Genomic DNA, 26,155 nt, shown 5'->3' on the forward strand with positions numbered 1-26,155 from the left:
CTGACCATGACACATGCCCCTCCATGCCTAGCGTCAGCATGGGCGTCAAAAGCTGCGCTCTTCAACAGGCCGATATCGGCCGATTCTGTTGAAAAAGTCAGTTCTCCCAGACTGACGGAATATTGGCCAGTACACCGTTTTTTTTGCGCGCCGGCACGCGTAATCTACGTCCGAAATCCTTTGCTCAATCTTAAAAATTTCAATCTCAAGCGCGTACTTTATTGCCGTAGAAACCAAGACCGTCCCTTTCAAAGAGTTGACCAAAGCAGCCCCCCTCTCAGCAGCTGCTCATGACCTAAAGCAAGCGGACGCTCCTGATATTCATCCTCGGGTGTTAGGCTTGCGCTTTTGCTCCTACCTCCAAGGTGTTGTTGCGTGAATACGGAAAATCATTCCCAGACGGCCGCTTTTCTCTGGTCGATTGCCGATCTGCTACGCGGTGACTTTAAGCAGTCTCAGTACGGTCGCATCATCCTGCCATTCACCCTCCTTCGGCGAATGGAGTGTGTGTTGGCGCCGACCAAGGATGCCGTGATTCGCGAGTTCTATGCTCAGGAAGGCCGCCCCGACACCGTACGTGAAATGTATATGCTGCGTGCAGCAGGTGGCCTGCAGTTTTTCAACGCCTCGTCGCTGACCCTCGGCACTCTATCCGATACCCAGACCCCAGCCGACCTGATGAGCTATGTGCAGGCCTTCAGCAAGGATGCCCGCGAGATATTTGAGCACTTCCACTTTGAAGATTTTGTTCAGCAACTTGCGAGCGCTAACCTGCTTTATCAGGTTGTGCAAAGGTTTGCTGGCACCGACCTGAGCCCCGAGCGCATTAGCAACTTCGGCATGGGCATCATCTTCGAAGAGCTGATCCGCAAGTTCGCCGAAAGCTCCAACGAAACTGCGGGTGAGCATTTCACCCCGCGCGATATCGTGCACCTCACCACTTCGTTGGTGATCACCGATCAGGACCACAAGCTCGCGCCGAATAGCATTGTCACCATCTATGACCCAACGGCGGGTACGGGTGGCTTTCTGTCCGAGGGCGATGAGTACATCCAATCCATCAGCGAAAAAGTCAGCGTCTCCTTACACGGCCAGGAGTTGAATCCAGAGTCCTACGCCATCTGTAAAGCAGACATGCTGATTAAGGGCCAGGATGTGGGCAGCATCAAGCTCGGCAACACCCTGTCCAACGACCAACTGGCCGGCAAGCACTTCGACTTCATGCTCAGCAACCCGCCGTTTGGCGTGGAATGGAAGAAGGTGCAAAAGCAGATCACCGACGAGCACAGCCAAAAAGGTTTCGACGGTCGCTTCGGCCCTGGCCTACCACGAGTGTCCGACGGCTCACTGCTGTTCCTTCTGCATCTGGTCAGCAAGATGCGCGACCCGCGCGACGGTGGTTCACGCATTGGCATTATCCTCAACGGTTCGCCGCTGTTCACCGGCGGCGCGGGTTCGGGTGAGTCGGAGATTCGCCGCTACCTGCTGCAGAACGACCTGGTAGAAGCCATAGTCGCTTTGCCGACGGACATGTTCTACAACACCGGCATCGCCACCTATGTGTGGATACTCAGCAACCACAAGGCCGCTGCGCGCCAGGGCAAGGTTCAGTTGATCGACGGCAGCCAGCACTACGCCAAGATGCGCAAATCGTTGGGTAGTAAGCGCCAGTACATCACTGAAGATCAAATCAGCGAGCTGGTGCGGCTTTATGGCAGCTTCGAGCAAACCGCGCAGAGCAAGATCTTCCCCATCGACGCCTTCGGCTACCGGCGCATCACTGTTGAGCGCCCGCTACGCCTGAACTTCCAGACCAGCGCCGAGCGCATCGCTAAAGTGCTGGAGGAAAAAGCCTTGCAGAAACTCGACAGCTCCGCTCAGCAGCAACTCTTGGCCGCCTTGCAAGGGATGGACGCCAACTTGCTGCACCGTAACCGCGAGCAGTTCAGCAAAGTGTTGAAAAAAGCCCTCACCGCGTACAGCGTCAGCCTCAGCACGCCGGAGCTAAAAGCCCTGCTCAATGCCCTGAGCGAGCGCGACCCCATGGCGGATATCTGCATGACTAAGGGCCAACCGGAAGCAGACGCCGGCCTGCGCGATAACGAGAACGTGCCGCTGGGCGAATCGGTGTATGGCTATTTCCAGCGCGAAGTCATCCCCCATGTTCCGGATGCCTGGATCGACGAAAGCAAAACCGATGCCCAGGATGGCGAGGTCGGCATCGTCGGCTTCGAGATTCCCTTTAACCGCCACTTCTATGTGTTCCAGCCACCGCGCCCGCTGACCGAGATCGACCGAGACCTAAAAGCCTGCACTGACCGTATCAAGCAGATGATTGACGGGCTTTCGGCATGACGTTTCTAGCGTATTCGGAATACAAGGATTCTGGCGTTGAATGGTTCAAAGAGGTGCCGGTGAATTGGGTACTGACGCCTATAAAACACCTCGCGTTACTTAATCCGAGGAAGTCAGGTTTCAATGGTGATACTGAGCAACTATGTAGCTTCGTACCTATGGAGAAGCTTAAAACGGGTGTTGTGCAGTTGGATGAAGAGCGATCCATCGAAGAGGTTATCGGCGGCTACACCTACTTCGAAGACGGAGACGTACTTCAGGCCAAAGTCACTCCGTGTTTCGAGAACAAGAATGTTGCTATTGCCAAGTGCCTGACAAATGGCATTGGGTTCGGCTCTAGCGAAATAAATGTACTCAGGCCCTACCCGGGCGTCAGTGCTGTGTACCTTTATTACCGCTTGCAAGAAGACACCTACATGAGCTTTTGCACATCCAGCATGATCGGTGCTGGCGGACTAAAGCGGGTTCCTACTGATGTGATCAATAACTTCAAGATCGCCGCGCCCGAGCTATTCGAGCAAACCCAAATCGCCCGCTTCCTTGACCACGAAACCGCTCGCATCGATGCGCTTATCGAAGAGCAGCAGTGCCTGATCGAGTTGCTCAAGGAAAAATGTCAGGCCGTGATCTCCCATACCGTCACCAAAGGCCTCGATCCGTCGGTGCCGATGAAAGACTCTGGCGTGGAGTGGTTAGGCGAAGTACCGGCGCATTGGGATATTTCTCGCCTCAAATACCACAGTTCCAAGATTGGTGATGGCTTGCACGCCACCCCAGAATATGACGATGAGGGTGATTATTTTTTTATCAATGGAAATAATCTTGTGGATGGGTGCATTGTCACTAACCCAACAACTCGAAAAATAAACTATCAGGAATTTTTAAAGCACAGAGTGCAGCTTGATACGAGCACTGTGCTTATCTCGATAAATGGCACCATAGGGAATCTTGCGCTTTATAGCAGTGAGCCGGTGATCCTTGGAAAAAGCGCAGCCTATATCAACTGCACCGAGTCACTTTCTCGGTTATTTTGCCTTTATCTTTTTTCCTCTGAGCAGATTAAGCGTTTCTTTGAAAGTCAACTTACAGGAACGACAATTTATAATCTTTCTCTCCGGGCAATTGCGGAAACGCCGACTCCTTTGCCCTCTCTAGATGAACAAATATCCATAGTAAAGTTCTTGAATCAACGCATCGCTGAGTTTGACGAGTTGATAGATAATGCGGAGCAGCTTTCTAAACTCCTTCAAGAACGTCGCTCCGCGCTAATCTCTGCCGCCGTTACCGGGAAAATCGATGTGCGCGACTGGCAGCCTACGGCTGGCGCACTATCCCATGAATTAGAACTAGAGGCCGTGTAATGGCAGACAGCAAGGAAGCGCAATTCCAGCAGGACATTATCGACACCTTAGCCGGCCAAGGCTGGTTGGTGGGCAAGGCCAGTGGCTACGACCGCCGCACGGCGTTGTATACCGAAGATGTGCTGGGATATTTCAAGGAGGCCTGGCCCGAGCGCTGGGATAAATTCGCCAAGGCCAACCCGAATGCACCAGAAGATGTGTTGATACAAAAGCTGGTACGCGAGCTAGAGCAGAGCGGCACCTTGGACGTGCTACGCCATGGCTTCAAGCTGCCAGCGGTGAAAGTGGAGCTTTGCAGCTTTCAGCCAGACCACGGCATGAACCCGGACACCTTGAAGCGTTATCAATGCAACCGTCTGCGCGTGGTGTCCGAGGTGTCCTACTCGCCGCATGCTCGAGAGGCGGGCAGTAACGGGCAGAGTTACAATCCACGGCTGGATCTGGTGCTGTTCGTTAATGGCATCCCCACCGCCACGTTGGAGCTAAAAAGCGAGTTCAAGCAATCGATCGAGAACGCCAAGCGTCAATACCGTTACGACCGGCCCGTGAAAGACTCTCTGACGCGTAAGCCCGAGCCGCTGCTGACCTTCAAGCGTGGCGCGCTGGTGCATTTTGCCGTAGGGCAGAATGAGGTGGCGATGACCACAAAGCTGGCAGGTAAAGACACCTTCTTCCTGCCCTTTAACCTCGGCAGCGAGGAAGGAGGTGCTGGCAACCCGATGCCTGCCGACGACAGCCAGTATGCTACCGGCTATCTGTGGCAGCGGCTGTTGCAGCCAGATGCTTGGATCAAAGTGCTGGGGCGCTTTCTACATCTGGACAAAAAAACCAGCGAAGGTTTCGACGGCGCGTTAGTGACCAAGGAAACGATGATCTTCCCGCGCTACCACCAATGGGAAGTGGTCAACAAGCTGGTCAACACCACCCGCGCCGAAGGGCCTGGCAAGCGCTATTTAATCCAGCACAGCGCCGGTTCGGGCAAGTCCAATTCTATCGCCTGGACTGCGCATCAACTGGCGTCACTGTACGACGGTGCTGGCCAGCGTTTGTTCAACTCGGTGATCGTGGTCACCGACCGCACAGTGCTCGATAGCCAGTTGCAGAACACCATCTACCAGTTTGAGCACGCGCAGGGCGTAGTCAAACCAATCAGTCGCGATGTCGGTAACCAGAGTAAGTCAGAACAACTGATTGACGCGCTGGCCGAGCAGACGCGCATCATAATCGTCACCATCCAGACTTTTCCTGCGTTGTTCGATGCCCTAGACAAGTACCCCAAGCTGGCTAGCGGGCGTTATGCGGTAATCGCTGACGAGGCGCATTCCTCGCAAACTGGCTCGTCAGCCAGCAAGCTGAAACAGATTCTAGGCAGCGATGCGCTGGACGCCGAGGAAGTTAGCGCCGAAGAGTTGTTGGACGCCGCGGTGCAGGCGCGCCAACCGAATGAGCGCATCAGTTACTACGCCTTCACCGCCACGCCCAAGGCCAAAACCCTGGAGCTGTTCGGTCGCCCGGCCGACCCCACGCTGCCGGCCAGTTCCAGCAACAAGCCGGAGGCTTTTCATTTGTATTCCATGCGCCAGGCTATCGAGGAGGGTTTCATCCTCGACGTGTTGCGCAACTACACCACCTACAGCACCGCCTGGAAGATCGCCCACCCGGATGGCGAAGACGACGAGGTGGACAGCAAGAAGGCGCGCATCAAGCTAGCGCGCTGGGTGCGTTTGCATCCATACAACATCAGTCAAAAGGTTGAGGTGATCGTCGAGCACTTCCGCGCCAATATTCGCAGTCTGCTCAATGGGCAGGCTAAGGCCATGGTGGTTACCAGCAGCCGCCAAGAAGCGGTGCGTTACCAGTTGGCGGTGAGAGCCTATGTACAGCAGATGGGTTACAAGGATGTATACCCGCTGGTGGCGTTCTCCGGCAGCGTGCTTCCGGATGAGGTGATCCCTGAAGAGGTGACGGAAAGCAGCAGTCTGCTCAACCCCGGCCTGAATGGCCGCGACCTGGCAGTGGCGTTCGACACCCAAGACTTCAACGTGATGATCGCGGCCAACAAGTATCAGACCGGCTTCGATCAGCCCAAGCTGTGTGCCATGTACGTGGACAAGAAGCTGCAAGGCGTGGACTGCGTGCAGACCTTGTCGCGGCTGAACCGCACTTTCGGTGACAGCAAGGAAACCTTCATCCTCGACTTCTTCAACGAACCGCAGGATATTCTCGACGCCTTTTTGCCGTACTACACCAAGGCCGAGCTGACCGATGTAACCGACCCGCAGATCATCTATGACCTGCAGAAGAAGTTGGATGCAGAGGGGATCTATCACTGGCAGGAAGTCGAGGCGTTCGCCATGGCCTTCTTCGACCCTAAGGCGGCGGCCAGCAAGCTCAGCTACTACTGCACTCCGGCAAAAGAGCGCTTCGCCAAGCGATACACCTTCTCGGTGGAGTCGCGTGAGCAGGCGCTGGACTTCAAACGTACGGCCGAAGCTAACGGCGACAGCAACGGTCTGAAAAAAGCCGAACACGCGCTGAAAGAGGCCGGCGAGCAGATCGATCAACTCGACCTTTTCCGAAAGAGTCTGCAGAGCTTCGTGCGCCTGTACGAGTTCCTCTCGCAGATTGTGCCCTACGAGGACCGCGAACTGGAGCAACTCTGCGTGTACGCCAAGCACTTGCACCCGCTGCTGCGCGTGGATCGCTTGCAACAAGACGACGTGGACGTGGGCGAGCTTCAGCTGAGCCATTACCGCCTGAGCAAACGCGCCGAACATCAACTACGCCTGAACGAGGAAGAAGGCGAATACACCCTCAAACCTGGCAGTGATGTGGGCAGCGGCAAGCCCCATGACCCGGAGAAGAAGCGCTTGTCGGAAATCATTGAGGCGCTGAACGATATCTTCGGTGCCGAAGTGAGCGATGACGATCAACTGCAGTTCCTCACAGGCATCGCGCAGCGTATTAGTCGCCAAGAAGATGTGATGGCTCAGGTGAACAATCACTCAGTGGATCAAGTGATGCATGGCCTGTTCCCTAAGCGCGTTTTGGACACCGTACTGGATGCCATGACCGACCACGAGAAGCTGTCGCTGGAGGTTCTGGATAACGAGACCAAAAGCCGGGCATTTGCCTTGGTAATTTTGAAGATGCTGAAGTCGGCGGCCGCTCCAGATGAATCCGGTTTGCGTGAGGTCTGAAACCATATAGATCGCATCAACGAAATATGCTCCAACAGTTTTTTGCTGATTCCTGCTTTTCGTCACCGGCTGCCACGGGACATTTCAGCCGGTCGCGACGGGCTGAAATCGGCCTAAAGTAGGCCTTGATACCTGACACCTCAATTCACTTCGCTCACAAGGACTTCGAAGCATGTTTTTTGACCTCAACGACCGTGTCAAAATCGCCTACAAGAAGTTGAAGCAGATGATTCACTTCGAAAAAAATTCACTGCGACTGCGACGACGTTTGGCTGAGTTTGAGTGCGGAGGTGACTTTGAAGAGCGTCTCCAAATAGTCGTAAAAGTCGCAGAATCCCCAGCGCCTCACGAAACTGCCGAATTCAAAGCTTGGTTAGAAGACATTGACTTCGAGATAATACCTAAAGGCCTCGTATCTCCAGAAGAGCCAAGTAAGGAACAAGGTTCTTTTGTATCAAATGTTACAACTGCGCCAGTGCATTTCACAGCTAAAGTTAACTACATGTTTGATGGCCCGATTGAACTGCATCTACTGTCAGTGTTGTGGCTGATGACCGAGGGAGCTGATTATGACCACACATTATCCGGTCACTGCTTTGGCTCTCGCCTTCATCAATTCGTCGGAAATGAGGATGATCGCTCAGCCTACCTTTTCAAGAAATACCATGAGCTGTATGCAAAATGGCGGGATTCAGGTATTCAAAAAGCCCAAGACCTCCTCTCCGAGGACAGGCAGAGTGTCTACTTAGTCGGTCTTGACGTGCAGGAATATTATTACCGAATCCAACTTGACTGGAAAAGCCTTCAAGCCCATATCAAGCGCCCTGTGCCGAAAGGACCGTTTCACGAATTATTCATGGGTAGCCAGCAGCTGGGCGCTAATCTTTTTAGATGCATCGAAGAGGTGTGTAAGAGCTATCGGGGTAAACTCAGTCCAATGCTCGCAATAACACACCCTGATTTACCGGACGAAGCAACGTGCCTACCAATTGGACTCAGTGCATCTCCTGTGATTGCGAATTGGTATCTGAAAGAGTTCGACGACGCAATACTTGAAAAGGTCAGACCTGCATACTACGGGCGCTATGTCGACGACATTCTAATGGTTGTCGCCATGCCCCAAGCACCTGATGAAAATGACCCTATTATGAGTTTCATGAATCGGATTCTTGTAGATACCGAAATTCTGAAGTGGGATGAAGGTAGTTCACGTTTTGAGCTTTGCTCTAAACCAGGGCTCTTCTTACAGCGGCAAAAATGCGTTTTACAATTCTTCGATGCAGAACACTCGACCGCTGGGCTCGATAAGTTTAAAAAACAGATCGAGGAGAATGCCAGTGCCTTTGCGCTCCTGCCAGTGGATGGGGATGACAGCCCAGTGGCCCAAGTTGCCTATAACCTTATGTATGACGGTTCGGTAAACAAATTCCGTAGTGTGAAGGCGGTCGCCGAAAATCGTTGGGAACTTGCTGGTCATCTTGCAAAACAAATCCAGCTTCACCTGATGACGGAAGGTATTGTTAATAAGGGCTTGAAGGACGATCTGTTCAGATTTTTTAAAGGCCGCAATGCGATTGAATACTGGGACATGTGGGAGCGTGTCATTAGCTTCCTGGTTGTTGCTGGTGACGCCAAGAGCGCTGAGTTTTTCCGCCAGGCAATTTATGGCGAGATCATGAAGGTAAAGTACAAATCTCAAACTGAGCGCTCGACAAGAGGACGCTCGCGGATCTCTAGGGGGCTCCAGCAAGCATTGAAGAACCATCTCGAGCTTTGTATGGAGCTAGGGACTGCTGTAATTGGCACAACTCGCAGTCGATCTACTGACGCCATGCTTCTATGGCGTAAATCAAATCTTATACGACATCACCTCGTAGCAATACCGCTGGTGAACTACACCAGCTACGACGGTAATTTATCATCACCTTGGAGTGCGTCAGGGTTGGTGATCGACCCTCAGAAGGCAAACAATAGTCCGCGCTTTGTACATTTTGACGAGTGCCTTGAGTTCGTCGAGTCTGGATGCACTAAAGACAGTGAACAGGATTCAGTAACCAGAGCGAACGAGATTTATCGGCTTTTCCATGGCTCTGCATTTGGTGAAGTAACGAGTGAATTCTTTGGTGAGGTTGATTCGAATTGAAGACATTCCAAAAAATATCGATTGGCGCTCGAACCCCTGATTTGCACAGCGGTTTACGGGTAGCTGTCGGACACCTAGCTGTTGATCAGAAGAACATCGAAGGCAGCTTCATGGCAACACCGAATGTTTCGGACCAACGGATGAAAGCGCTGTCAGAACTCCTCAACGACATCGTGAAGCATGGCGGACGTTACCCTGATCAACGTGTGGACTTGCTGGTTCTTCCAGAGGTGTCGGTGCCGCATAGATGGGCTTCATTCATAACTCGGTGGGCAAGGGACCATCAAGTGGGAGTCATCTGTGGGCTTGAACATCGAATCGACGATCAAAATCAAGCATGGAACGAACTGCTGGCGGCATTACCTTTTCGTGGAGAGAACGGATCGAAGGAATGTGCGCCGATTCGACGACTTAAAAAACATTACTCACCTGGAGAAGAGTTTGAGCTAGTCAACAATGGCCTTCATGTTCCGAAACAACCGAGGAAAAGCCACTACCAGCTCTTTCAATGGCGAGGTGCAAGTTTTGCTGTCTACAACTGCTATGAGTTGGCTAGTGCCGAGGACCGTTGCCTTTTCAAGGGAATGGTCGACTTCATCGTTTGCTCCGAGTTCAACAAGGACATTAATTACTTTTCTAATATCGTAGAGTCAGCCGCCCGAGACCTTCACTGCTATGTTATCCAAGTTAACAGCTCTCAGTACGGTGACTCTCGAGTTGTCAGTCCATCAAAGACTGACTCCCTAAGCCCTCTTCGCATAAAGGGAGGTGATAACCAGACATTTCTCACTCTGCGGCTTCCGCTGCAACAGCTGCGCAGTCATCAGCTCAAGGGATATGGTCTCCAAAAGGACTCAAAAGAATACAAACCAACACCTCCAGGTTTTGATCCTGAACAGATTAGGAAGAGAGTTGATCTTGGTCGATGAGTGAACAGCCACACTGAACAACGATCATCAAGGTTGAACAGGAAACGCAACGTCTCGGGCCACAGAATCGCCCATGACCTGGGGCAGGCGCTGGCTCAGCGCCTCGTTACGGGTTGTATCCGTGATCTCCAGCGTATGCAGACTATCTGTTGTCGGGGGATGACTCGCGAGGGCGAATATCGGGATTGCAAATCGGAAGGTGGTCGCGCGTCCTACCCGGTGCTTCAAGAGGACGTGGTCGTTTACATTCGGGACGAAATACTCGGTCGAGCCAGCGACTGGAGCAATGAGCGTATTCGACGCTTCTTAGCACACTGTTATGAGGTGAATTGATAGTAAGCGCCCTCTCTGGTGTTTCGCTCAGCCTAGGATCTCGCGACGAATCTTGTCCTGCTCTCGCAGCTCTTCGGCCAGCTCTCGCAGCATCGGTCTCATCCCGCCTGTCCAGGCATTGCGCGATGAAGCGGCCTTACCCTCGGCGCTTCGCGGCCCGGTGCTTTGTTCCCAAGGTCGCCATTTCCGGATCAGTTCCGCCTGCCTTGCGCGTCGCTCGGGAGTCCAGCCGTTCGCCATGCTCAACCTCCAATAGTTCGTTCTGCCCTTTTTTGGTTTTCCGCGTGCGCGTAGGAGTCGCTTGATTGCCGTTGTTCACCTGAACCTGATTGCCGATATTAGCCTGCTTCACAAAGGCAATCTGCTTTGGTGCCTTCAGTTCGGCCAGAGTCTGCAAGGTGGCGCGGCTTTGGCTCTGTGCCTTGAGCGCCAGCCGCAAAAGCTTATCCACTCTGTCCAGATGATTTGCCACCAGTGCTTGACCAGCCAGCTTGGCAAATAGCCCATCAAGGGTATGCGCCTGAGCCAAAAGCATATTCTCCGCACGGGTCATGTCGCCGCTATTCATTGCGGCGGTTTGACGCTTGAGTTCCTCTACGACCTCTGTAACCGGCTCATCAAAGTGCTTGCACGTTACCAGTACGGCGGCGCTCAGGCACTCCGGAGTGAGTGCTATGCGGGCCTGAAATTGAGACTGTGTTTCCTCGTCGCGTTTGGGAATACTGAGTGATTCGCTCATGAGGTCGACTCCATATGGGTGTTGTCATAACGCAGCGCTGCCCCTGTCACAAAGTAACGAAGTTTCAGTGCGTGACAGGTTACGGACACAATCAGGCGGATTTCGGACTGATTTATGAACAGACGGTTCTTGCTCATCGCTTACTCCCCCTGCCCTACTTTTTCATATCGCCTCTCAGCCACATAAGCCGAAGATAGGACGACATCTTGGGTGGGCACTTCTTTGCGCCGATTGCGCCGATGGTGTTCGGCGCTGCGCCGGTCATGTTTGGCGCACTGGCGCAAGCATACTCATGCGCTGCGCCGATGCGCTGGGGGGTTATAGGGGGTGGCGCGGCGCACGTTAAACATACGGAATTGGTACACCCTCGGGCGCATCAGCGGAATTCTTTGACAGCTCGACCAACTCCAGGAACTCTCGGATTTTACGCTGTGGCGTCCGGTATTTAATGCGCCGAATGTGCCCGGCGCGGATCAGCGCAGTAATGGCGCGTGCTGCGCGCTGACCACCCGCTTTGCCCCGGAAGGTCTGACTATATTCTGGGAGCGACTCCAACGCCTTCATGGCCGAATACGCGCTAGGGGCCAAACTGGCCGGCACGTTGATACCCGCGTCATGGGCTGCCTTAAAGGCACGAATAATTTCGGTGTGGTCGAGGTTCTCAGTGGTCAGGCCTTCGCCTTGCGTACCAGCCTCGGGGACTGGAACCCCATCCACAAACATGAAGGCCAAAGGCTCTGCCCGCACGCTAAGGTTGGCCTTCTCCTGTACGAGCAGAATGCGCCCCTCCTGCTCCATCAGCGCCAAACGCGAGCGAGCGCTGTTGTGCCAGGCAGTCGAACCACTGTAGTTGTTACCGCGTGCGCCATCCCTGGCGGCGCTCTTGTCGATATGCGCCAGCAGGACCACGGCGGCATCGTGGTTGCGGGCAATGTCGGCCAGACCACGCACAAAAGCGCGGACCATGCGGCGGCTGTTTTCGTTCGCATCGAACGCATCAGAAGCGTTATCGATCACGATCAACCCTGCACCGTGGGCAGCGTCCTCCAGTTCCCGGTATGCGTTGGTGAAAACAGGCTGTGCGCTGAAGCCGTCGCCCTCCGTCATCAGAGCGGCGATGGTCTGCGTACCGTCCAACAGGCGAAGGGAGGCAAGCACACGTTCCGCGGGCAGCCCGTATGCTTCAATGATACTCCGCAGGCGCAGACGCACGATGCAGGCCTCATCTTCCAAGCTCACGAACAGAACGGTGGATTGCTCGACAGCCATACCGGCGAAGGGAAGGCCGCATGCAACATGTGCGCTGATGGCCAAGGCAAGGCTCGACTTACCGATACCACCATGCCCCCCCAGCAGGGTCACGTGCCGGCGAGGCATCCATGGATTTACGGCATAGCGAACGGTTTCCAAACTGGCGCTCATAACGTCGTCCAACTTCACCTCCCGCAATGCACGGTACGGCGGTGTTTCGGAGCTACCCAGCTCTTCCAATTGGCGATTCAAATGGTCGACTCGTTCCTGTGCCAGTGCCAGCCGGGCGGTGCTCTCCTCACTCAAGGCGCCGGCCATAGCCTCGGCTTTTGCCGCCTCGATAATCAAATACTCCGAACCGCGCACTGTTTGCAGCTTGATGCGCCGAAATTGCTTGCGCTGCTCTTGGCTCAAACTCTCCGGGAACAGGTCTCGCATTTCCAAGCCTACAGCGCCCAGTACGTCACGGGTCTTGCAACCGGCAAAACAGTGAACCAGTGCGCGGCCATCCTCGGCCTGCGACAGGCTCAAGGATGGGGACTTGTCTTGATGAGCGGGGCATACGGCCATGAAGCGGTCGCCGTGTTGCTTGACACCTTTCAGACGCGAGCGCAGCACGGCGAGTGGTTCAACGTGTTTGTGAATGGCGATTTTGCTCATGCTGCCTCCATGATCAGCCGATACAGCAGTGCTACAAACGTCAGCAGCACAGGCAGGCGGAGGGCGTACTCAAGGACCGACAAGACGCCGATGAGGGTGATAAGCTGACCACGCGACGGGCGGCTCTGCTGGTATGGGGGGCTGCTCTTTTTCATTTAGAGCACCTCGCCGATGTACACACCACCAGCCTTCAGGCTACCGAAGCAGCCCTTATCGACGGGGTCGGAAGACAGCAGATACCAGCCGTTCTGACTGCCAGGCTTGTCACCGGGGACGTGGAAGCGATGGATATCGCCGTCTGGCAACGGGAGAAAATCAAGCGAGCCATAAGCGGATTGCAGTTCATCAAGAAACAACAAGGAGTGGCCGTTATTCATTACAGGCACTCCAACTGCTCGGAAATCCAGGCTTCGATCTCCAGCGAGTCCCAGCCAACAACATTCGCACCGGCGATGCGATGAGCCTTCGGAAACCGGCCCTCCTTCATCAAATCATAGATTTTGGTACGCCCCAAACCCGTTGCAGACTTCACGGCAGGGAGCCGCAAGATGCGGCGCTGCTGGCGCTGGGTGGCTTTCTGTTGAGCGTACTCTTGGTTGGTTGCTGCCATCGTCAATACCTTTGAGGATCACCCCGGTTTGGGGCGGACGATGGCATTTCATCTGGAGGTGACGCAGGCTCTAACCAGCCATAACGCGCTTTATGAGGGGAGTGTCGGCAAACGGCCCCAAAATCTCCATGAGGGTGCCGTCAGGGTAGTGTTCAACCTCAGATTTATAATGTGCATAGGCTTCCTTGACAGCTTTGTCCCCTTCACCATCAGGAAACATAATGTTCGCAGCGTCTCCGATTGCGTCCTGCCAGCGGATGTCTTTACGCATCAGCAACACTACAAAAGCTGTCGCCTTCACATCGCGCTCCGTCGTATCAACACGATCGTACCCACCTCTCCATAGCTTTAAACCAAATGCTTGGCTCCCTGTCCGTTTATCCTCCACCATTCTCGAGAAGACCAAGGCCATCAGTTCGCGGAGAATCTCTTCGTCGTATGGATACCCGCTGCTCATGCGCTCATGAAAGTACTCAATGAGGTTTTGGGCCGCCTCCGGATCAAAGCCATTCTTGATCGAGGCTAATGCTGCCTTCAGGTCATCGTGCGTAACGTTTGCCCACTTCATCACTTACTCCTCTCTTAACAGGTGTAGGCCGCGGGCATTGACCATATTTTTCCCGCGAGACCTACTTTTAAGCGCACTTGAAATCGCCTTGAATGACATTCGCCGCTGGCGGCGTGGTTATGAACTTCGCCCAATCGGCCATCAGGACGCGTCGCTTTTCGATGAAGTCGGATCGGGAGTAAGCGGCCTCAGTTTGGTCGCGCTCGTCGTGGGCAAGCGCTAGCTCGCAGACTTCTCGCGGATATTGAGTGTATTCGCTTGCCCAGTCACGGAAGCTGGACCGGAAGCCGTGACGGGTTACGTCATCATGTCCAAGGCTATGTAATAAGGTGCGGATGGCGTTGGCATGCATAACGCCAGTCTTGCCTTGACCAGGGAATAAGTACGAGCTGTCCTCATCGCGCGGCAGGGCTTCCAGCAGCTCGACAACCTCTGGAGCCAACGGGATGTTGAAGGCCTGGCGCATTTTCATCCGCTCGGCAGGTAGCGACCAGATACCTGCTTTCAAGTCGATCTCCGACCATTTTGCAAAGCGGACCATGAGCGCACGCGCACCAGTGAGGATGAGCAGTCGAGCCGCTACTGAGGCGCGAGATTCGTCCATCGCCAGCTTGACCATAAGCGTCGGCACATCCTTCCACTTCATCGCAGGAAAATGCTGGCGCTGGCGGGCTTTTTTCTTTTCCACTTTGCTCAGCAGGCTGTCCAGGTGCCCGCGCCAGCGTGCCGGATTGTCGCCATCGCGCAGCTTGTGCGCCTTGGCGGCGTCTAGGACCTGCTCGATTTGTCCACGAACTTCGTCGGCGGTGCGGGTCTTGGTTGGCCAGATGGGGCGAAGCACCTTCAGGACCTGCTCGGTCTGAACCTCAGCAGCAGGCAGCTTGCCGATGACGGGGAAGGCATACAGCTCTAGTTTCCGCAGCCAGCCTTTACGCCACTTTTCCGACCAAGTGGAACCATGCGCGTTCCGGTATTCGGTCGCCAGCGACTCAAAAGTCACACGACGCGATTGCGCTTGTCGCTCTGCTTCGCGCTTCACCTCTCGCTCGAAATCACGGGAGGCCAGAGGGTCACTGCCAGCTGCCAAGACCTTGCGTTGATCTGCGGCCAGTTCGCGGGCCTTCGCGAGAGTTATGGTTGGAAAAGGGCCTAGACCCATTTCACGGCCTTTGCCCTCAATCTTGTAGCGGAAAATCCAACTGGACACCCCTGCTTTGCTTACCTGGAAATACAGACCATCACCGTCGTTGGTTTTGCCTGCGTCTCCAGACCGGGCTAGTGATTCGATTGCCTTGATCGTCAGCTTGCCCATAAAGCCTCCTCAGTCCGACCCACACTTTGACCCACACCCTAATCGCGGTTTCCAGCGATCAACGGCGGACACTTACGAACTGATAGTAGGCTTAAAGCCCTGTAAAATCTAGGCTTTAAGGAAGTCGGCGAAAAGCTGCGGACGAAAGAAAAGCCGGCCACAAGCCGGCTTTTTAATGCCTGAAAGAAAGCCTACCTGTCATCTGAAACGACTGAATGAGGGGTTGTCGAGCCAAGGACTCATTGATGCCGTAACGACAAACGTCATTACAGGTATCTCACCATGGCTTCCATCAACATCCGCATCGACGATGACCTGAAGCAGCGTTCATTTGCTGAGCTGAAAAAGCTCGGGGTAACGCCTTCCGAACTTCTGCACCAAACCCTTCAATACGTCGCCGAACACGGTAAGTTGCCTTTCAAAGCAGCATTACTCAGCGAAGAGGATGAAGCGCTCATCGCCGTAGTCACCGAACGTCTTACCGCCCCTCAGCGAGTCAAGGTAAAGCTGGATGAGCTATAGCCAATCGCACCACCCTCAAAGCTCAAACCGTATCCGACTTTCCCGCCGCTGCCCCACCGGCAAATCCTCCCCTCGCCTCACCGCCACCAACAACTGCTCAACCCCCACATGAACCGCATCCGCCTGCACATTAGCCGGTTTGAAACCCGCCGCGTTATCAAGCCCTTCCCTATGCGCCTGAATGATTTTCACGTCCTGACGAATGACGATGCGGGTGTACAGATGAATAAACGGGCGCAATGTTCGCAGTAGCCAGCGGGGTAAGCGGAAGCGGTAGGCGATGTAGGTGTAGACGCGGGACTGGCGGGTATTGATCGGTGTGATTTGGCTGATGATGTAAAAGGCCGAGCGGTCGCCCCACTGGTAGTCGCAGCGCGTGACGTTGGGGGCAAAAAAACGATCGGTGTGGACCAGTGGCTCGCCGTCGGGGTTGCTCAGCCAGTTCAGGAGTCCGATCTTGTCGCCATCGTCGTGATAGGTCACTTCGATGCTTTGTGCCTTGCAGGCGAGTGTGGCTTCCATGGTGCGGCCGGTGCCGGACCTGAAGATGCCTTCGTGGACGAAGACGGTGTGGGGCACGTCCATGAAGTTTTGCACCAGGCTGCCGACGTCGGCCTCGAAGGTGTTGATCATGAAATAAGACTGCCAGCCTTTTTCAGCGTAGGCCGGTAGCCTGAACACCGGTTTGGCCTGCGGGTCGCCGGTGCCGGTGTACACCCAGATCAATCCGTCCAGTTCTTGCACGGCGAAATGGCGCTGTTTGAATCGAGGCTCTCGCGATGTCGATGAACACTGTTTATCGCCGACACTGGGGATGTGCACCACTTGCCCCTGAGCGTCATAGCGCCAGCCATGGTAGGGGCAGACGAGGCAATCGTCGGCGATCTTGCCTGCCGACAATCGCGTGCCTCGGTGCACGCATTGGTCGAGCAATGCCGCGACCTGGCCGTCACGCTGACGAAAGAGCACAAGGTTGAGTTCAAGAATCCTTGCCCGGTAAGGCTTGCCCTTGGGCAGTTCCTTGCTGGAGCAAGCCACATACCATTGTTCGAGGGTTGCATCGCAAGGCACCTCGACGGTGCTGATCAAAGGTGCTGACATTGGGTTTCCGTCAGGGCAAGAATGGCGTCGGCTGTCTCAAGCCGATTGATAAGTGGGCGCGGTTTGACGTCACCTGCGCGGATACCGCTTAACTCCGCCGCCTGTTGCAGGACCTGAGCGAGCAGATCAGCGCCACCGTTGAGCAATCGAACCCGTAGCGGCGCCAGTTGCCCAAGGCTGCGGGCCTGGGCGTAATGAAAGACGCCCGACAGTGCCGACTCGATAGCCAGCGCCAGCGCCTGTGGAGCAATGTCTTCGCCAGTGGCGACCAACGCCAGGTAATAAGGCGGCGTGGCCGAGGCATTGGGGATCAGGCACGCGGCGGCCGCTGTGGTAAGGCAACGATCGAAGATGCCCTGGACGATTTGCTCATCGAGCTTCTCACCTACCAGATCACTGGTCACCGCGGCGCGCCCGATAAACTCCACGCGCGGCGTACGACCCTGCATACCAACGACCCGGACCCGATCCCCCAATGCGTAGCGATAAAGGCCGCCACCGGTGGTCAGCAAGACTTGTGCAGTTTCTCCCACGCGTAAGGAGTGAGCATTGCGCAAGGAACCGTCGTCGCAGAGAAACTCCAGGTAATGACTGCCGATCGCAAGCGGGCATCCGGCCTCGTCCCCATAGGGCACGCTGACCACGCCTTCGGTGGCGAACAGACCTTTGGGCAGCCATTGTGCCTGCGGAAAACGCAGCGCCAATTGCTTGAAGTAGTTGCGGCTGGGGCCGTCCATCCAGCAACTGACGGCGGCCAGTCGCGGCCATAGTTCGGTGCACACGCCCTGCGACCTTGCTCGGCGCAAGACGGACTTGCGCGATGAGGGAAGCGTCTCTTCCAGCCAGGCAAAGGTCTGTGCATGTTCAGGTGTTTCGCCGTCAAACAACGGCTGCAAAAGACTGCTCAGGAACGTCGGGCTCCACACACTGATAAAACTCAAATCAGCATCGGCCAGCAAAGCCAGCAGGGTCTGCCGGCGCCACTGCGACGGATCACAGGCAAACCCTGGAATCAGCAAAGTCCCCGCCAGGCTGGCGATGTTACTGCCGCGCAAATACTCCAGATCACTGGCGGAACCGATGGAAATCCCATTGGGGCCGGCCACCGGCATTTGCAGTGGCGGAGACATCGACCAGTAGCCTGAGCCATGACTGATTTCGGGCACTTGGCGATACATGTCGGCGAGCCAGACGTTTAACGCGCTGTGCATCTCACCGAGGAAGGCGCGCGTATAGGGAATCGCTTTCTGCAGCGCGCTACTGCCACTCGTGCGTTCGAAAAACACGGGTGGGGCGGAGGTCAAAATCGCTTCCGACTCGTGTTGCGCGCGCTCGATCCAGGGATGCAGTTGCGCATAAGAGTGGATCGGTACGTTGTCACGAAACTGCGTTGAATCAGCGATATGGGCGAAGTCGTGGGCACGCCCGAACGCGCAGTCACGATTGGCTTTCAGCAGTCGCTGCAATACACATTCTTGCGCCAGCTCTGGCTGTTCAAGTTGTTGTTGCCACTGATCAAGCGTGGGCTGGGCACTTTCGATAAAGGTCTGCCACAGGGCGCGTTTGGCGCCGTTGTCGGCGCTCATCAAAAGTAGGTCTTGTCGAGTTGGGTCAAGTCCTCGGGCAACCGTTGCGGCGGCAGGAACACCTGCAGCCAGCCAAACCATAATGGCCGGGTTTCCTTGAGATTCGACACCCTGTGCATCTGCTGCCAGTGCAGCCCCGATTGCCGATGATGGGTCAGGTTGTAGTTAAAATTCAGAAATGCCCAGCGAACGAGGCGCGGCGCCCGCATGTTATAGGCCCCTTCGACGACATCCAGCGGCGTGCGCATGTGGTACACCCACTGCAGCGACGACCAGGAAAATGCAAAGGCGATGTAGGCCATAAGCACCACCTGCCATGTCCAGCCCAGCAATAGCCCGACCGATAACCACACCGCGAGACTGGCAATCACCTCCAGGCGGATACGCCGGAAGTCACTGCTGGAGAAATCCTTGAAGGCCGCGGCGTAAGTATTGACCTCAGCGGTTTGCGACCATTTATCAGTGATGCGCGCCGGCAGCAGCGGCAACAAGAGACTGCCGATGAACGCCGCGAGCCAGATACCGCCGAGCACCGCAAAGTAGTACTCGATCCGCTTGCGCAGCAGCGACTCGTCCGCAACCGCGAAATCCGCCAGTTCGGCGCGCGTGCGATTACGGGTGTGGTGGCCCAGATGGTTGATATGAATCAGCGTGGCCGAGGCACCAAACAGGGTTGAAGCCCACCACATGACGAAGTAGTTCAGCGATTTTTTACTGTGGGCCAACCCATGAAAGGACTCGTGCATCATCGAGAACACACCTTGCATGACCAGGCAAAACGGAATCAGGACAAGCCACTTGAGCCAACCCGCGTCGGTGTGCGAGAGCCAGGTCAGCGTCGCCCCCCACACCAGGGTTTGCAGCGCCAGAACACTCAGGTTTGCCACGTCGAAACGACTCGTTTGTGAACTGTCAGTGGAACGGCGCATGAGGGATCCTGTGGAAAGGTCGAATGTACCGAGTATACCGCCCAGTCCTCTTCACTCACGATAACTTGCCTGGCCTATGCGGCAACGACGAAGCGCTGACAACTTCGCTATTTCTACTAGTTGCGATGCTCAAGAAAAGAGATAGCCTGTAGTTTTTCAGGGCAGCTCCCGTCGATATGTCGTATCTAAAACGCCTGTTCTCCCGGTGCCCGCCAGCACAATCAACTTGCGCAAACATTCCCCATCGCAACGTTCGCTTTGCACTGGATGCGAGTATTCCCCGTTACTGGTATCGAGACTGGCCCCACGTCACGCGTTTTTTTGATGGGCTGTCGATCATGTTTCCCCTCGGTGAAAAACTGTTCATTGATAGCGTCGTGCACTTTCGTGCCGCGATCGAAACAGATGCCTCGCTTTCCAGGGCGGTTGACGAATTTGTTTATCAGGAAGCGTCGCATATTCGTGAGCATCGACTGTACAACCAGCTGCTGGCGGCACAGGGTGCGCCTATTGATGAACTGGAGAAACTGCTCCTGCGCCGACAGGAAGTCGGTAATCGGTTTACGCCCGCGACTCGTCTGGCCATGACCGCCAGCCTGGAACATTTCACCGCCATCCTCTCCGATCAACTGCTGCGCCACCCCGCCGTGCTGGAAGGCGCCGACCCGAGGATGGCCATGCTGTGGCGCTGGCACGCCATCGAAGAAATCGAACACAAGGCGGTCGCCTTCGACGTGCTGTGCGCGGTGGTGCGCAATCCGCTTTGGCGCTACCTGATGCGCTGCGGGGTCATGCTGACCATGACCGCGTACTTCGCCATCGACGTCATGTATTTCATCTACCGACTGGCCAGGAATGATGGGCAACGCCGTAATTGGCGAGGCTGGCTGCGCTTGCAATGGTGGTTGTTTGTGAATCCCGGCCCACTGACACGCGCCTTTCCGAGGTGGCTGTTCTGGTTCGTCCCGGGATTTCACCCCAACCACCTCGACAACACTCAAGCCCTGGACGCGGCACGCCGAACACTGGACGAATACGCCGGGCCCACTCGATGAACATGCCTTGGGTGCCAGAGGGCTTTGACGATTGGCCTGTGCATTTTCCAGCAACGGAATTCGCCAGGCCGGCCGCGCACCTGGATTGGACGGGGCGATTTATTTCGTGCTGGGACAAACCTACGCCAAGCCTTCCCCGAAGCACCCTGGTGGTGCTGGTGGCCGGGCTGTTTTCCGAATGGTTGCCACGGTGTTTTCAGGATTGCGCCCAGGCGCTGAGACTGGCGGGTTATCAGGTCCTGCGCATGCCCGTACGTTCTTCGCGCGGGGTCATGGCGCAAGGCAGGCATATACGCAAGATACTGACTGCAGAACTCAAGCAAGGGCAACGATTTGTCGTGTTGGCGCACAGCAAGGGCGGGCTCGACGCGTTGGCGGCACTGTTACAGGGCAAAGCCTTGAGCGATGCGTGTGATGGCGTTGCACTGGTGCAACCGCCGACCGGTCCGTCGACCGTCATGGATGAGGTGCTGGGTTGCGGCACCGGGCAATCCGCCCAAGGCTACCCGTTCGACCGCGTTCGCCGGGTGCTGGCAAAAACGCCGTGGATGGCCGCTGGCACACGCGATATCAGCAGCCTGCGCGACCCGCAGATCGCGCAACTACTCAATCAGCTGCCCGCCGACTTGCATGCTGCACACGTCGTCAGTTGGACCGCCGCGCCCAGTTCACGCTTCGACACCCATCATGCGCGCCTCAATGTCCAACGGCCGGGATGCGCCCATGACGGCCAGTTTTACATCGAGAACCTGAGAGTCGATGGCATGCCGCAGATTTGCCTGCCGTGTCTCGATCACGGCCAGCCTGTGCTGGGCGGTGGTGGCTTTGACGCGACCCGTTTCTGGCTGACGTTGCTGAACGTCTTGCATGAGACCAAGCCCGGTCAGACAAGATAAATCTCAAACCCCGGGATACGTCCTGCATCCAGCGCCAGCGCGGGTGCGGTACTGACGCAAGGCGCGGTGTACAGATCCATGGCAACGGACACTGAGCGATACCGCTTCATGGCCATCCACAACGGATCATTGTCATACAGGCACATTTGCATCAGCGCGTACTGACCGCGAAGGCGCACCCAAGCGGCATCCAGCAGGGCGGAAAAAATCTGCGGATTTCGCTGCCGAACCTGTAGATGAGTCAGGTAGATGTCCTGCAGCGCCTCGCCTGGGGCAGCGATCGCCGGACGACCCAACGCCGGCGCACAGGCATTGAACGCAAGACGTAACGCCTGGTGTGACAGCGGCAGCTTCTCCACCACCACCCGCTTGATACGCCCGGCATCCCAAGGGGCGACACAACCGAGCAGATTGTTTCGCGCGTCCACGGCCAGGAGAAATGACTCGATACCGAAGTCCGGCCACGTGTCCAGGCGCCGCGAAAACTGCGCTTCACTAAAAACGCTACCAAAGGGCTGGCCCGCCGATTCACTGTCGAGAAATGCGCGCAACGCATCGGCATGGCTGGGCTGCGCCTGGACGATGCGCACGTTCTCCAACGTTCGCGGCGCACTTCGCCAGCCCCGCTGCCCATACACGGCGACGTTGCTGTAGCCGCGCCAGTGCGAAAGCATTAGCGGATTGGCACGCCGACCACCGAGCAGCGAGTGTGCCGCCAGCCGATTACTGCGGATGACACAGCAATAAGCGTGCTGCACCCCGGTTTCATCGGCCAACGCTTCGAGCCGGACCTTGACCTCGGCCATCCACGACTTTGACAGGCGCCTGTCAGGCACCAGTCGAAGATCCCCCAGGTAGGCCACCGGCTGAATGCGCTCCTGCAGGTAGCCGTCACGCACCACCAGGCTGGCGATGCCCTTCAGCTCACCGTCCTCGCTTTCGGCAAGCCAGGTCCGATGATCTGCGGCATGGCAATGATGCAGCGCGAAATAGTCCGGCCCTCGATCAAAGCGCATCGGCAAGCCACCCTGCATGGCCCGCTGCGCCTGAAAATCGAGCAGTTTCAGGTTGTCTGCAGCGCTGGCCTGGCGGATCAGCATGGCGATGGGCGCGCGTCTGCAAACAGGCGCAGTGCCAACGGCCGAAGATTATCGGGGCGCAATTCACACAGGCAGGCCAGTTCGTCTCCCGAGGCGTAGCGGGGATTTTTTTCCAGGAAATATAAAACGTTGTTCAGGCGCAGGTGAGGCGCAGGAACCTCGGCCAGCTCCGTGGTCAGGCGACCTTGAGGCACGTCGAAGGACAGCACACCGGTGTTCGGATCATAGGCCTCGCCAAAGCGATCGATCGCTAGGTGATCCATCAACGCCTGAGTATCAGGATCCGTCACCGTACCCGCGCGCGGGGCATAGTTCAGCGCCATGGCACCCAGATACCGATAAGTCCGGTGGCCCTTGCAGATCAGGAACCAGTAGAGCGGGACTTCAGGCATCGCCTGCCAGATCTCCCCCGCCAGGCGCATCCAGGCGAATGCCAGTTGCTGGCTCCCCCAGTGTTCACGGTCAATGATGGTATCGCCCGAAAAAATCACCTTGATCGGTTTGCCCGCCCATGTTTTTTCATAAAGTTTGAGGGTGGTAAAACCGACAATAACTTCATCCGCATCACGCAAAACGATGCAGTGGGTTTTGTCCTTGAGGTCCTGATCAAAGCGTAAACGCGAGGTATCGTGGTACGACGCAGAATAAATCTCGAACATCCGATCAATTTCTTTTAGGCGCAGCCGGGAGCATTCAAAGGACGTTGCGCATAAACTCATGGAAACCTTCTGCATCAAGAGCAAGATGGCTGGATTTTGGCGGGATCAATCGGTCAATGCAACGTAGACTTCCATTGGTAAAACAGATCATCCAACCACAGACTCAACCAATAACTGCGCAGAAGTTGCAGCACTTCGTTGCGTAGAACAGCTGAACTTGTCCTGTTACATCCAGGTGCCTTATTCATGCCCCACGCTTCTGCCAGTCTTGGTTTTAATGCCTCTAGTGTGACCCGCCCCTTTAGTTGGCTAGTGGTCTACACCCTGGTGACCGGCGTTTTATATTTTCTCGTCACACACTTCCCGATGGGGCCGGTGCGGATTATTGAGCCGGGCATGATTGACGCATACATTGCGAAGTTACCCTCCACGCTGCCGCTGTATTTGAGTTATCTGTTGATCATGCCGGTCCTGGTGTTTATGGGCAGGCGTTGCGAGTGGCTACTGCCGGCCTTTTTTGCCGCCGCCCTGGCCTCCGGGACTTGTCTGGTGAGCCACCTGTTCTGGCCAACCCTGGTGATGCGCCCGGACACTGCGTCGCAGTTGCTCACCTGGTTCTACCGGATCGACTCACCTCTGGCCGCCTCCCCCAGCGGCCATGTCGCGCTGCCGGTGGCTATCAGCGTGGTCCTGGGCTACCTGCGCGTGCGCCAAGCTTGGCTCTTTGCATTGTGGAGTGTGGTGCTGGCCATGACCGTGTTGACCACCGGGCAACATGTTTTTCTCGACGCGGTCTATGGCATCGCCGTTGGCGGCGCAGCGGGCCTGATAACCGTGCTGCTGCTTCGCCTGAAGGTGGATTTGCGCACCATGGGCGCCATCCTGCTGGAATGGTTGTGCATCATCGTGACGCTGCGCATCGCGATCTATGTCGCGGACTGGCGCTTGTATGGCCTGGCCTTCGTCATCATTGCTGCGCGCCAACATGCACTGTTCATCCTGTACCACGACGCTACGCACTACCACCTGACGCGCCATCGCCGTCTCAACGACTTTTTAATCAACCTGGCCATCGGTGTTCCGGGAACGGTACCCATCGAGTTCTATCGGCCGCTGCACCTTGAGCATCATCAGCACACGGGCGCAGCCAGAGACCCGGAACGGCGCTTTCTTTATCATCGGCAACCCTGGCAGTTCCGTCCCTTGAGCGGGAAGTTGCTGCTCCGGCAATTACTGGGCGATTTGTTCATTATCAATATGCTGCGTAATCTGCGCGCTTACAAAAACGCAGGCGGCGCATCACTGAAGATGACCCGGCCGGTTATGGCTGCGGGCATTATCTGGCTTGCGCTGTTGTCAGTGCTGGCCTGGCAATGTTCCGCACAAACACTGTTGCTGCTGGCCCTGCTATGGTTTGTGCCACTGGCCACGCTGGGCACCCTGCTGCAGAAAATCCGCAGCATTGCCGAGCACAGCGGTGGCCCCGGCGTAACCCCCGGCTGGCCGGAATGGACTTACGCATGGCGAGTGGGCTGCATCGGCAGGTTTTTCATTTGGCCGTATCACATCAATCTGCATTTGCATCATCATCGCAGCGCCAACCTTCCATGGCATGCCCTGCCGGAACTGGTCAGCGCCGATGATCGCCTCATGGACTCCCGTGCGCTGCTGTCCCTGCTCTGGTCGGGGTCGAAGCAAAAAGGCTGAGTTCATTCGCTTCGGGCGAAAAGTGCCTGGGCAAACACACCTATTACGAAGCAACTCGGGATGCCAATGGCGCATAGAAACAGGGAAGTAACGAGCGGCCTGGATGTCGTCGCAGCCAACACGGCATTAGTCGTCGAAACCAATAATCTGCGCGGCGGCCATGATTCACAGGAAGCGTTGGCGAGTCTGAAACGGCTGATCATCGCTTTTGGCCAACAAACACTGGCACCGCAGTCTTTTGCGCAGTGGGTCATCACTCATGACGGGCTGGATGCGCAGGCGCGCAACGAGATTTCCGAGCTGGCCGGGCGGCAGATCGATTTCATCGAAATTGATGCCCGCACCGGCTACTACGATGCGAAAAACGTCGGTTTCGACGCTGTCGATCAGCGCCGCTGTCAGTACGTGGTCTTTGCCGATGCCGATTGCAGTCCCTGCATCGACTGGCTGGAGCATTTGCTCTCGCCCTTTGCCCAGCCTGAGGCTACGGCACCGCTGGCGGTCGCCGGGCGCACCAGTTATGACGCGAGCATGACCGGAAGTGCTCTGACCGCGATCGACTTCATGTATTTCCCCAGCCCTTTGCGTGAAGGCGCGACGCGCAATTTTTATGCGAATAACGTCGCGTTTCGCTGTGACACGTTCGAACAGCATCGCTATGAACCACTCGATGGCGTGTATCGCGCGCATTGCCAAGTCATGGGCCTGCGCCTGCAAGCCGCCGGGGTTGCGGTGCAGTACGCCCCGCTGGCGCACACCGAACATAAACTGCCGGACACCCGTGGCGAAGTGGTGAAACTGCGCTGGCTCAGGGGCGGCGACAGCGTCGGCCTCACCCCGTATCTGGTACGCGCCTATATGCCGTCCTGGCTGCAATGGCTCGGCCGCAGTGGGCCGCTCGGCCCTTTTTGCGTGATGGCGGGACGCCTCGGTTACAGCCTGCGCGCCTTGAACCATCAGGATTTACCGCCGCTGCACGGTGTGCGACGCATCGCCGCGACGGCGATTGTGATTGGCATGTCGTTGCTCGATACCGCAGGCGCAATCGTTCGTGGGCTGGGCATCTCTGCCGGGCGCGCGAAAGCTCGCCATTCTGAAGCACTGTCCTATCACCGACCTTTGGATTGATACCGGGCAAC

At 56.2% G+C, this 26,155-nt stretch carries 22 protein-coding genes; 10 read left to right on the plus strand and 12 right to left on the minus strand.

The features are described from left to right. Nucleotides 1–375: 375 nt before the first annotated feature. The 5 genes from ACA071_RS27845 to ACA071_RS27865 all read left to right on the plus strand — a co-directional run bounded on the left by ACA071_RS27845 (nt 376) and on the right by ACA071_RS27865 (nt 9,988). The gene (locus tag ACA071_RS27845; protein ID WP_497641992.1) at nt 376–2,355 is read left to right on the plus strand and encodes a type I restriction-modification system subunit M; all 1,980 of its coding nucleotides are present in this window, start codon (nt 376–378) and stop codon (nt 2,353–2,355) included. Further along, entirely contained in the window at nt 2,352–3,716 is a 1,365-nt protein-coding gene (locus ACA071_RS27850; protein WP_497641993.1) for a restriction endonuclease subunit S, read from the plus strand. The genes ACA071_RS27845 and ACA071_RS27850 overlap by 4 nt, the downstream gene beginning before the upstream one ends. Then, nucleotides 3,716–6,916 (plus strand): type I restriction endonuclease subunit R, encoded by a 3,201-nt coding sequence (locus ACA071_RS27855; protein ID WP_497641994.1) that lies wholly within the window; start codon nt 3,716–3,718, stop codon nt 6,914–6,916. Before ACA071_RS27850 ends, ACA071_RS27855 begins: the two co-directional genes overlap by 1 nt. Nucleotides 6,917–7,088: 172 nt before the next feature. Next, the gene (locus tag ACA071_RS27860; protein ID WP_497641995.1) at nt 7,089–9,059 is read left to right on the plus strand and encodes a hypothetical protein; all 1,971 of its coding nucleotides are present in this window, start codon (nt 7,089–7,091) and stop codon (nt 9,057–9,059) included. After that, complete coding sequence (locus tag ACA071_RS27865) at nt 9,056–9,988, plus strand: hypothetical protein (RefSeq protein ID WP_497641996.1); 933 nt, start codon at nt 9,056–9,058, stop codon at nt 9,986–9,988. The genes ACA071_RS27860 and ACA071_RS27865 overlap by 4 nt, the downstream gene beginning before the upstream one ends. Nucleotides 9,989–10,457: 469 nt before the next feature. On the opposite strand, the gene ACA071_RS27870 is transcribed toward ACA071_RS27865, so the two are convergent. The 7 genes from ACA071_RS27870 to ACA071_RS27900 form a co-directional block, all read right to left on the minus strand. After that, nucleotides 10,458–11,060: a hypothetical protein gene (locus ACA071_RS27870; RefSeq protein WP_497641997.1), complete on the minus strand. Its 603-nt coding sequence runs from the start codon at nt 11,058–11,060 to the stop codon at nt 10,458–10,460. 342 nt (nt 11,061–11,402) lie between these two features. After that, nucleotides 11,403–12,971: an AAA family ATPase gene (locus ACA071_RS27875; protein WP_497641998.1), complete on the minus strand. Its 1,569-nt coding sequence runs from the start codon at nt 12,969–12,971 to the stop codon at nt 11,403–11,405. Then, complete coding sequence (locus ACA071_RS27880; protein ID WP_497641999.1) at nt 12,968–13,126, minus strand: hypothetical protein; 159 nt, start codon at nt 13,124–13,126, stop codon at nt 12,968–12,970. The genes ACA071_RS27875 and ACA071_RS27880 overlap by 4 nt, the downstream gene beginning before the upstream one ends. Further along, complete coding sequence (locus ACA071_RS27885) at nt 13,127–13,348, minus strand: hypothetical protein (RefSeq protein WP_497642000.1); 222 nt, start codon at nt 13,346–13,348, stop codon at nt 13,127–13,129. After that, nucleotides 13,348–13,581, minus strand: coding sequence for a helix-turn-helix transcriptional regulator (locus ACA071_RS27890; protein WP_497642001.1), 234 nt, complete (start codon nt 13,579–13,581; stop codon nt 13,348–13,350). The genes ACA071_RS27885 and ACA071_RS27890 overlap by 1 nt, the downstream gene beginning before the upstream one ends. Nucleotides 13,582–13,651: 70 nt before the next feature. Then, nucleotides 13,652–14,149, minus strand: coding sequence for a hypothetical protein (locus tag ACA071_RS27895; RefSeq protein ID WP_497642002.1), 498 nt, complete (start codon nt 14,147–14,149; stop codon nt 13,652–13,654). Nucleotides 14,150–14,216: 67 nt separating this feature from the next. Further along, nucleotides 14,217–15,461, minus strand: coding sequence for a tyrosine-type recombinase/integrase (locus ACA071_RS27900; protein ID WP_497642003.1), 1,245 nt, complete (start codon nt 15,459–15,461; stop codon nt 14,217–14,219). A 282-nt stretch (nt 15,462–15,743) separates the two neighbouring features. Between ACA071_RS27900 and ACA071_RS27905 the strand changes: the two genes are divergently transcribed. Then, the gene (locus ACA071_RS27905; protein WP_169372900.1) at nt 15,744–15,983 is read left to right on the plus strand and encodes a type II toxin-antitoxin system RelB/DinJ family antitoxin; all 240 of its coding nucleotides are present in this window, start codon (nt 15,744–15,746) and stop codon (nt 15,981–15,983) included. A 15-nt stretch (nt 15,984–15,998) separates the two neighbouring features. Here ACA071_RS27905 and ACA071_RS27910 read toward each other — a convergent pair whose 3' ends face one another. The 3 genes from ACA071_RS27910 to ACA071_RS27920 are packed head-to-tail and all read right to left on the minus strand — an operon-like array spanning nt 15,999 to nt 19,599. After that, nucleotides 15,999–17,084 carry a Rieske 2Fe-2S domain-containing protein gene (locus ACA071_RS27910; protein ID WP_497642004.1) on the minus strand — a complete coding sequence of 362 codons (1,086 nt, stop codon included), beginning with the start codon at nt 17,082–17,084 and terminating at the stop codon, nt 15,999–16,001. Continuing rightward, complete coding sequence (locus ACA071_RS27915; protein WP_497642005.1) at nt 17,069–18,670, minus strand: GH3 family acyl-acid amido synthetase; 1,602 nt, start codon at nt 18,668–18,670, stop codon at nt 17,069–17,071. The genes ACA071_RS27910 and ACA071_RS27915 overlap by 16 nt, the downstream gene beginning before the upstream one ends. Continuing rightward, nucleotides 18,670–19,599, minus strand: a complete 930-nt coding sequence (locus ACA071_RS27920) for a fatty acid desaturase family protein (RefSeq protein ID WP_497642006.1) — start codon at nt 19,597–19,599, stop codon at nt 18,670–18,672. Before ACA071_RS27920 ends, ACA071_RS27915 begins: the two co-directional genes overlap by 1 nt. Nucleotides 19,600–19,775: 176 nt before the next feature. On the opposite strand from ACA071_RS27920, the gene ACA071_RS27925 reads away from it, so the two are divergent. Continuing rightward, complete coding sequence (locus tag ACA071_RS27925; RefSeq protein ID WP_497642007.1) at nt 19,776–20,654, plus strand: metal-dependent hydrolase; 879 nt, start codon at nt 19,776–19,778, stop codon at nt 20,652–20,654. After that, nucleotides 20,651–21,550 (plus strand): lipase family protein, encoded by a 900-nt coding sequence (locus tag ACA071_RS27930; RefSeq protein WP_497642008.1) that lies wholly within the window; start codon nt 20,651–20,653, stop codon nt 21,548–21,550. Before ACA071_RS27925 ends, ACA071_RS27930 begins: the two co-directional genes overlap by 4 nt. On the opposite strand, the gene ACA071_RS27935 is transcribed toward ACA071_RS27930, so the two are convergent. Beyond that, on the minus strand, nt 21,538–22,650 hold the full coding sequence (locus ACA071_RS27935; protein WP_497642009.1) for a hypothetical protein: 1,113 nt from the start codon (nt 22,648–22,650) through the stop codon (nt 21,538–21,540). The genes ACA071_RS27930 and ACA071_RS27935 overlap by 13 nt on opposite strands. Beyond that, on the minus strand, nt 22,644–23,309 hold the full coding sequence (locus tag ACA071_RS27940) for a hypothetical protein (RefSeq protein WP_497642010.1): 666 nt from the start codon (nt 23,307–23,309) through the stop codon (nt 22,644–22,646). Before ACA071_RS27940 ends, ACA071_RS27935 begins: the two co-directional genes overlap by 7 nt. A gap of 246 nt (nt 23,310–23,555) precedes the next feature. Here ACA071_RS27940 and ACA071_RS27945 point away from each other — a divergent pair, with 246 nt between their 5' ends. Both ACA071_RS27945 and ACA071_RS27950 read left to right on the plus strand, forming a co-directional pair. Further along, nucleotides 23,556–25,016 carry a fatty acid desaturase gene (locus tag ACA071_RS27945; protein WP_497642011.1) on the plus strand — a complete coding sequence of 487 codons (1,461 nt, stop codon included), beginning with the start codon at nt 23,556–23,558 and terminating at the stop codon, nt 25,014–25,016. Between the two features lie 66 nt (nt 25,017–25,082). After that, nucleotides 25,083–26,144, plus strand: coding sequence for a glycosyltransferase family 2 protein (locus ACA071_RS27950; RefSeq protein ID WP_497642012.1), 1,062 nt, complete (start codon nt 25,083–25,085; stop codon nt 26,142–26,144). Nucleotides 26,145–26,155: the final 11 nt, after the last annotated feature.

Source organism: Pseudomonas sp. LBUM1646 (assembly GCF_059716165.1).

Coding starts and splice junctions, on each gene's coding strand:
- ACA071_RS27850 (WP_497641993.1), top strand. CDS start 2,352: ATGACGTTTCTAGCGTATTCGGAATACAAGGATTCTGGCGTTGAATGG.
- ACA071_RS27855 (WP_497641994.1), top strand. CDS start 3,716: ATGGCAGACAGCAAGGAAGCGCAATTCCAGCAGGACATTATCGACACC.
- ACA071_RS27860 (WP_497641995.1), top strand. CDS start 7,089: ATGTTTTTTGACCTCAACGACCGTGTCAAAATCGCCTACAAGAAGTTG.
- ACA071_RS27870 (WP_497641997.1), bottom strand. CDS start 11,060: ATGAGCGAATCACTCAGTATTCCCAAACGCGACGAGGAAACACAGTCT.
- ACA071_RS27875 (WP_497641998.1), bottom strand. CDS start 12,971: ATGAGCAAAATCGCCATTCACAAACACGTTGAACCACTCGCCGTGCTG.
- ACA071_RS27880 (WP_497641999.1), bottom strand. CDS start 13,126: ATGAAAAAGAGCAGCCCCCCATACCAGCAGAGCCGCCCGTCGCGTGGT.
- ACA071_RS27885 (WP_497642000.1), bottom strand. CDS start 13,348: ATGAATAACGGCCACTCCTTGTTGTTTCTTGATGAACTGCAATCCGCT.
- ACA071_RS27890 (WP_497642001.1), bottom strand. CDS start 13,581: ATGGCAGCAACCAACCAAGAGTACGCTCAACAGAAAGCCACCCAGCGC.
- ACA071_RS27895 (WP_497642002.1), bottom strand. CDS start 14,149: ATGAAGTGGGCAAACGTTACGCACGATGACCTGAAGGCAGCATTAGCC.
- ACA071_RS27900 (WP_497642003.1), bottom strand. CDS start 15,461: ATGGGCAAGCTGACGATCAAGGCAATCGAATCACTAGCCCGGTCTGGA.
- ACA071_RS27905 (WP_169372900.1), top strand. CDS start 15,744: ATGGCTTCCATCAACATCCGCATCGACGATGACCTGAAGCAGCGTTCA.
- ACA071_RS27910 (WP_497642004.1), bottom strand. CDS start 17,084: ATGTCAGCACCTTTGATCAGCACCGTCGAGGTGCCTTGCGATGCAACC.
- ACA071_RS27915 (WP_497642005.1), bottom strand. CDS start 18,670: ATGAGCGCCGACAACGGCGCCAAACGCGCCCTGTGGCAGACCTTTATC.
- ACA071_RS27920 (WP_497642006.1), bottom strand. CDS start 19,599: ATGCGCCGTTCCACTGACAGTTCACAAACGAGTCGTTTCGACGTGGCA.
- ACA071_RS27925 (WP_497642007.1), top strand. CDS start 19,776: ATGTCGTATCTAAAACGCCTGTTCTCCCGGTGCCCGCCAGCACAATCA.
- ACA071_RS27930 (WP_497642008.1), top strand. CDS start 20,651: ATGAACATGCCTTGGGTGCCAGAGGGCTTTGACGATTGGCCTGTGCAT.
- ACA071_RS27935 (WP_497642009.1), bottom strand. CDS start 22,650: ATGCTGATCCGCCAGGCCAGCGCTGCAGACAACCTGAAACTGCTCGAT.
- ACA071_RS27940 (WP_497642010.1), bottom strand. CDS start 23,309: ATGTTCGAGATTTATTCTGCGTCGTACCACGATACCTCGCGTTTACGC.
- ACA071_RS27945 (WP_497642011.1), top strand. CDS start 23,556: ATGCCCCACGCTTCTGCCAGTCTTGGTTTTAATGCCTCTAGTGTGACC.
- ACA071_RS27950 (WP_497642012.1), top strand. CDS start 25,083: ATGGCGCATAGAAACAGGGAAGTAACGAGCGGCCTGGATGTCGTCGCA.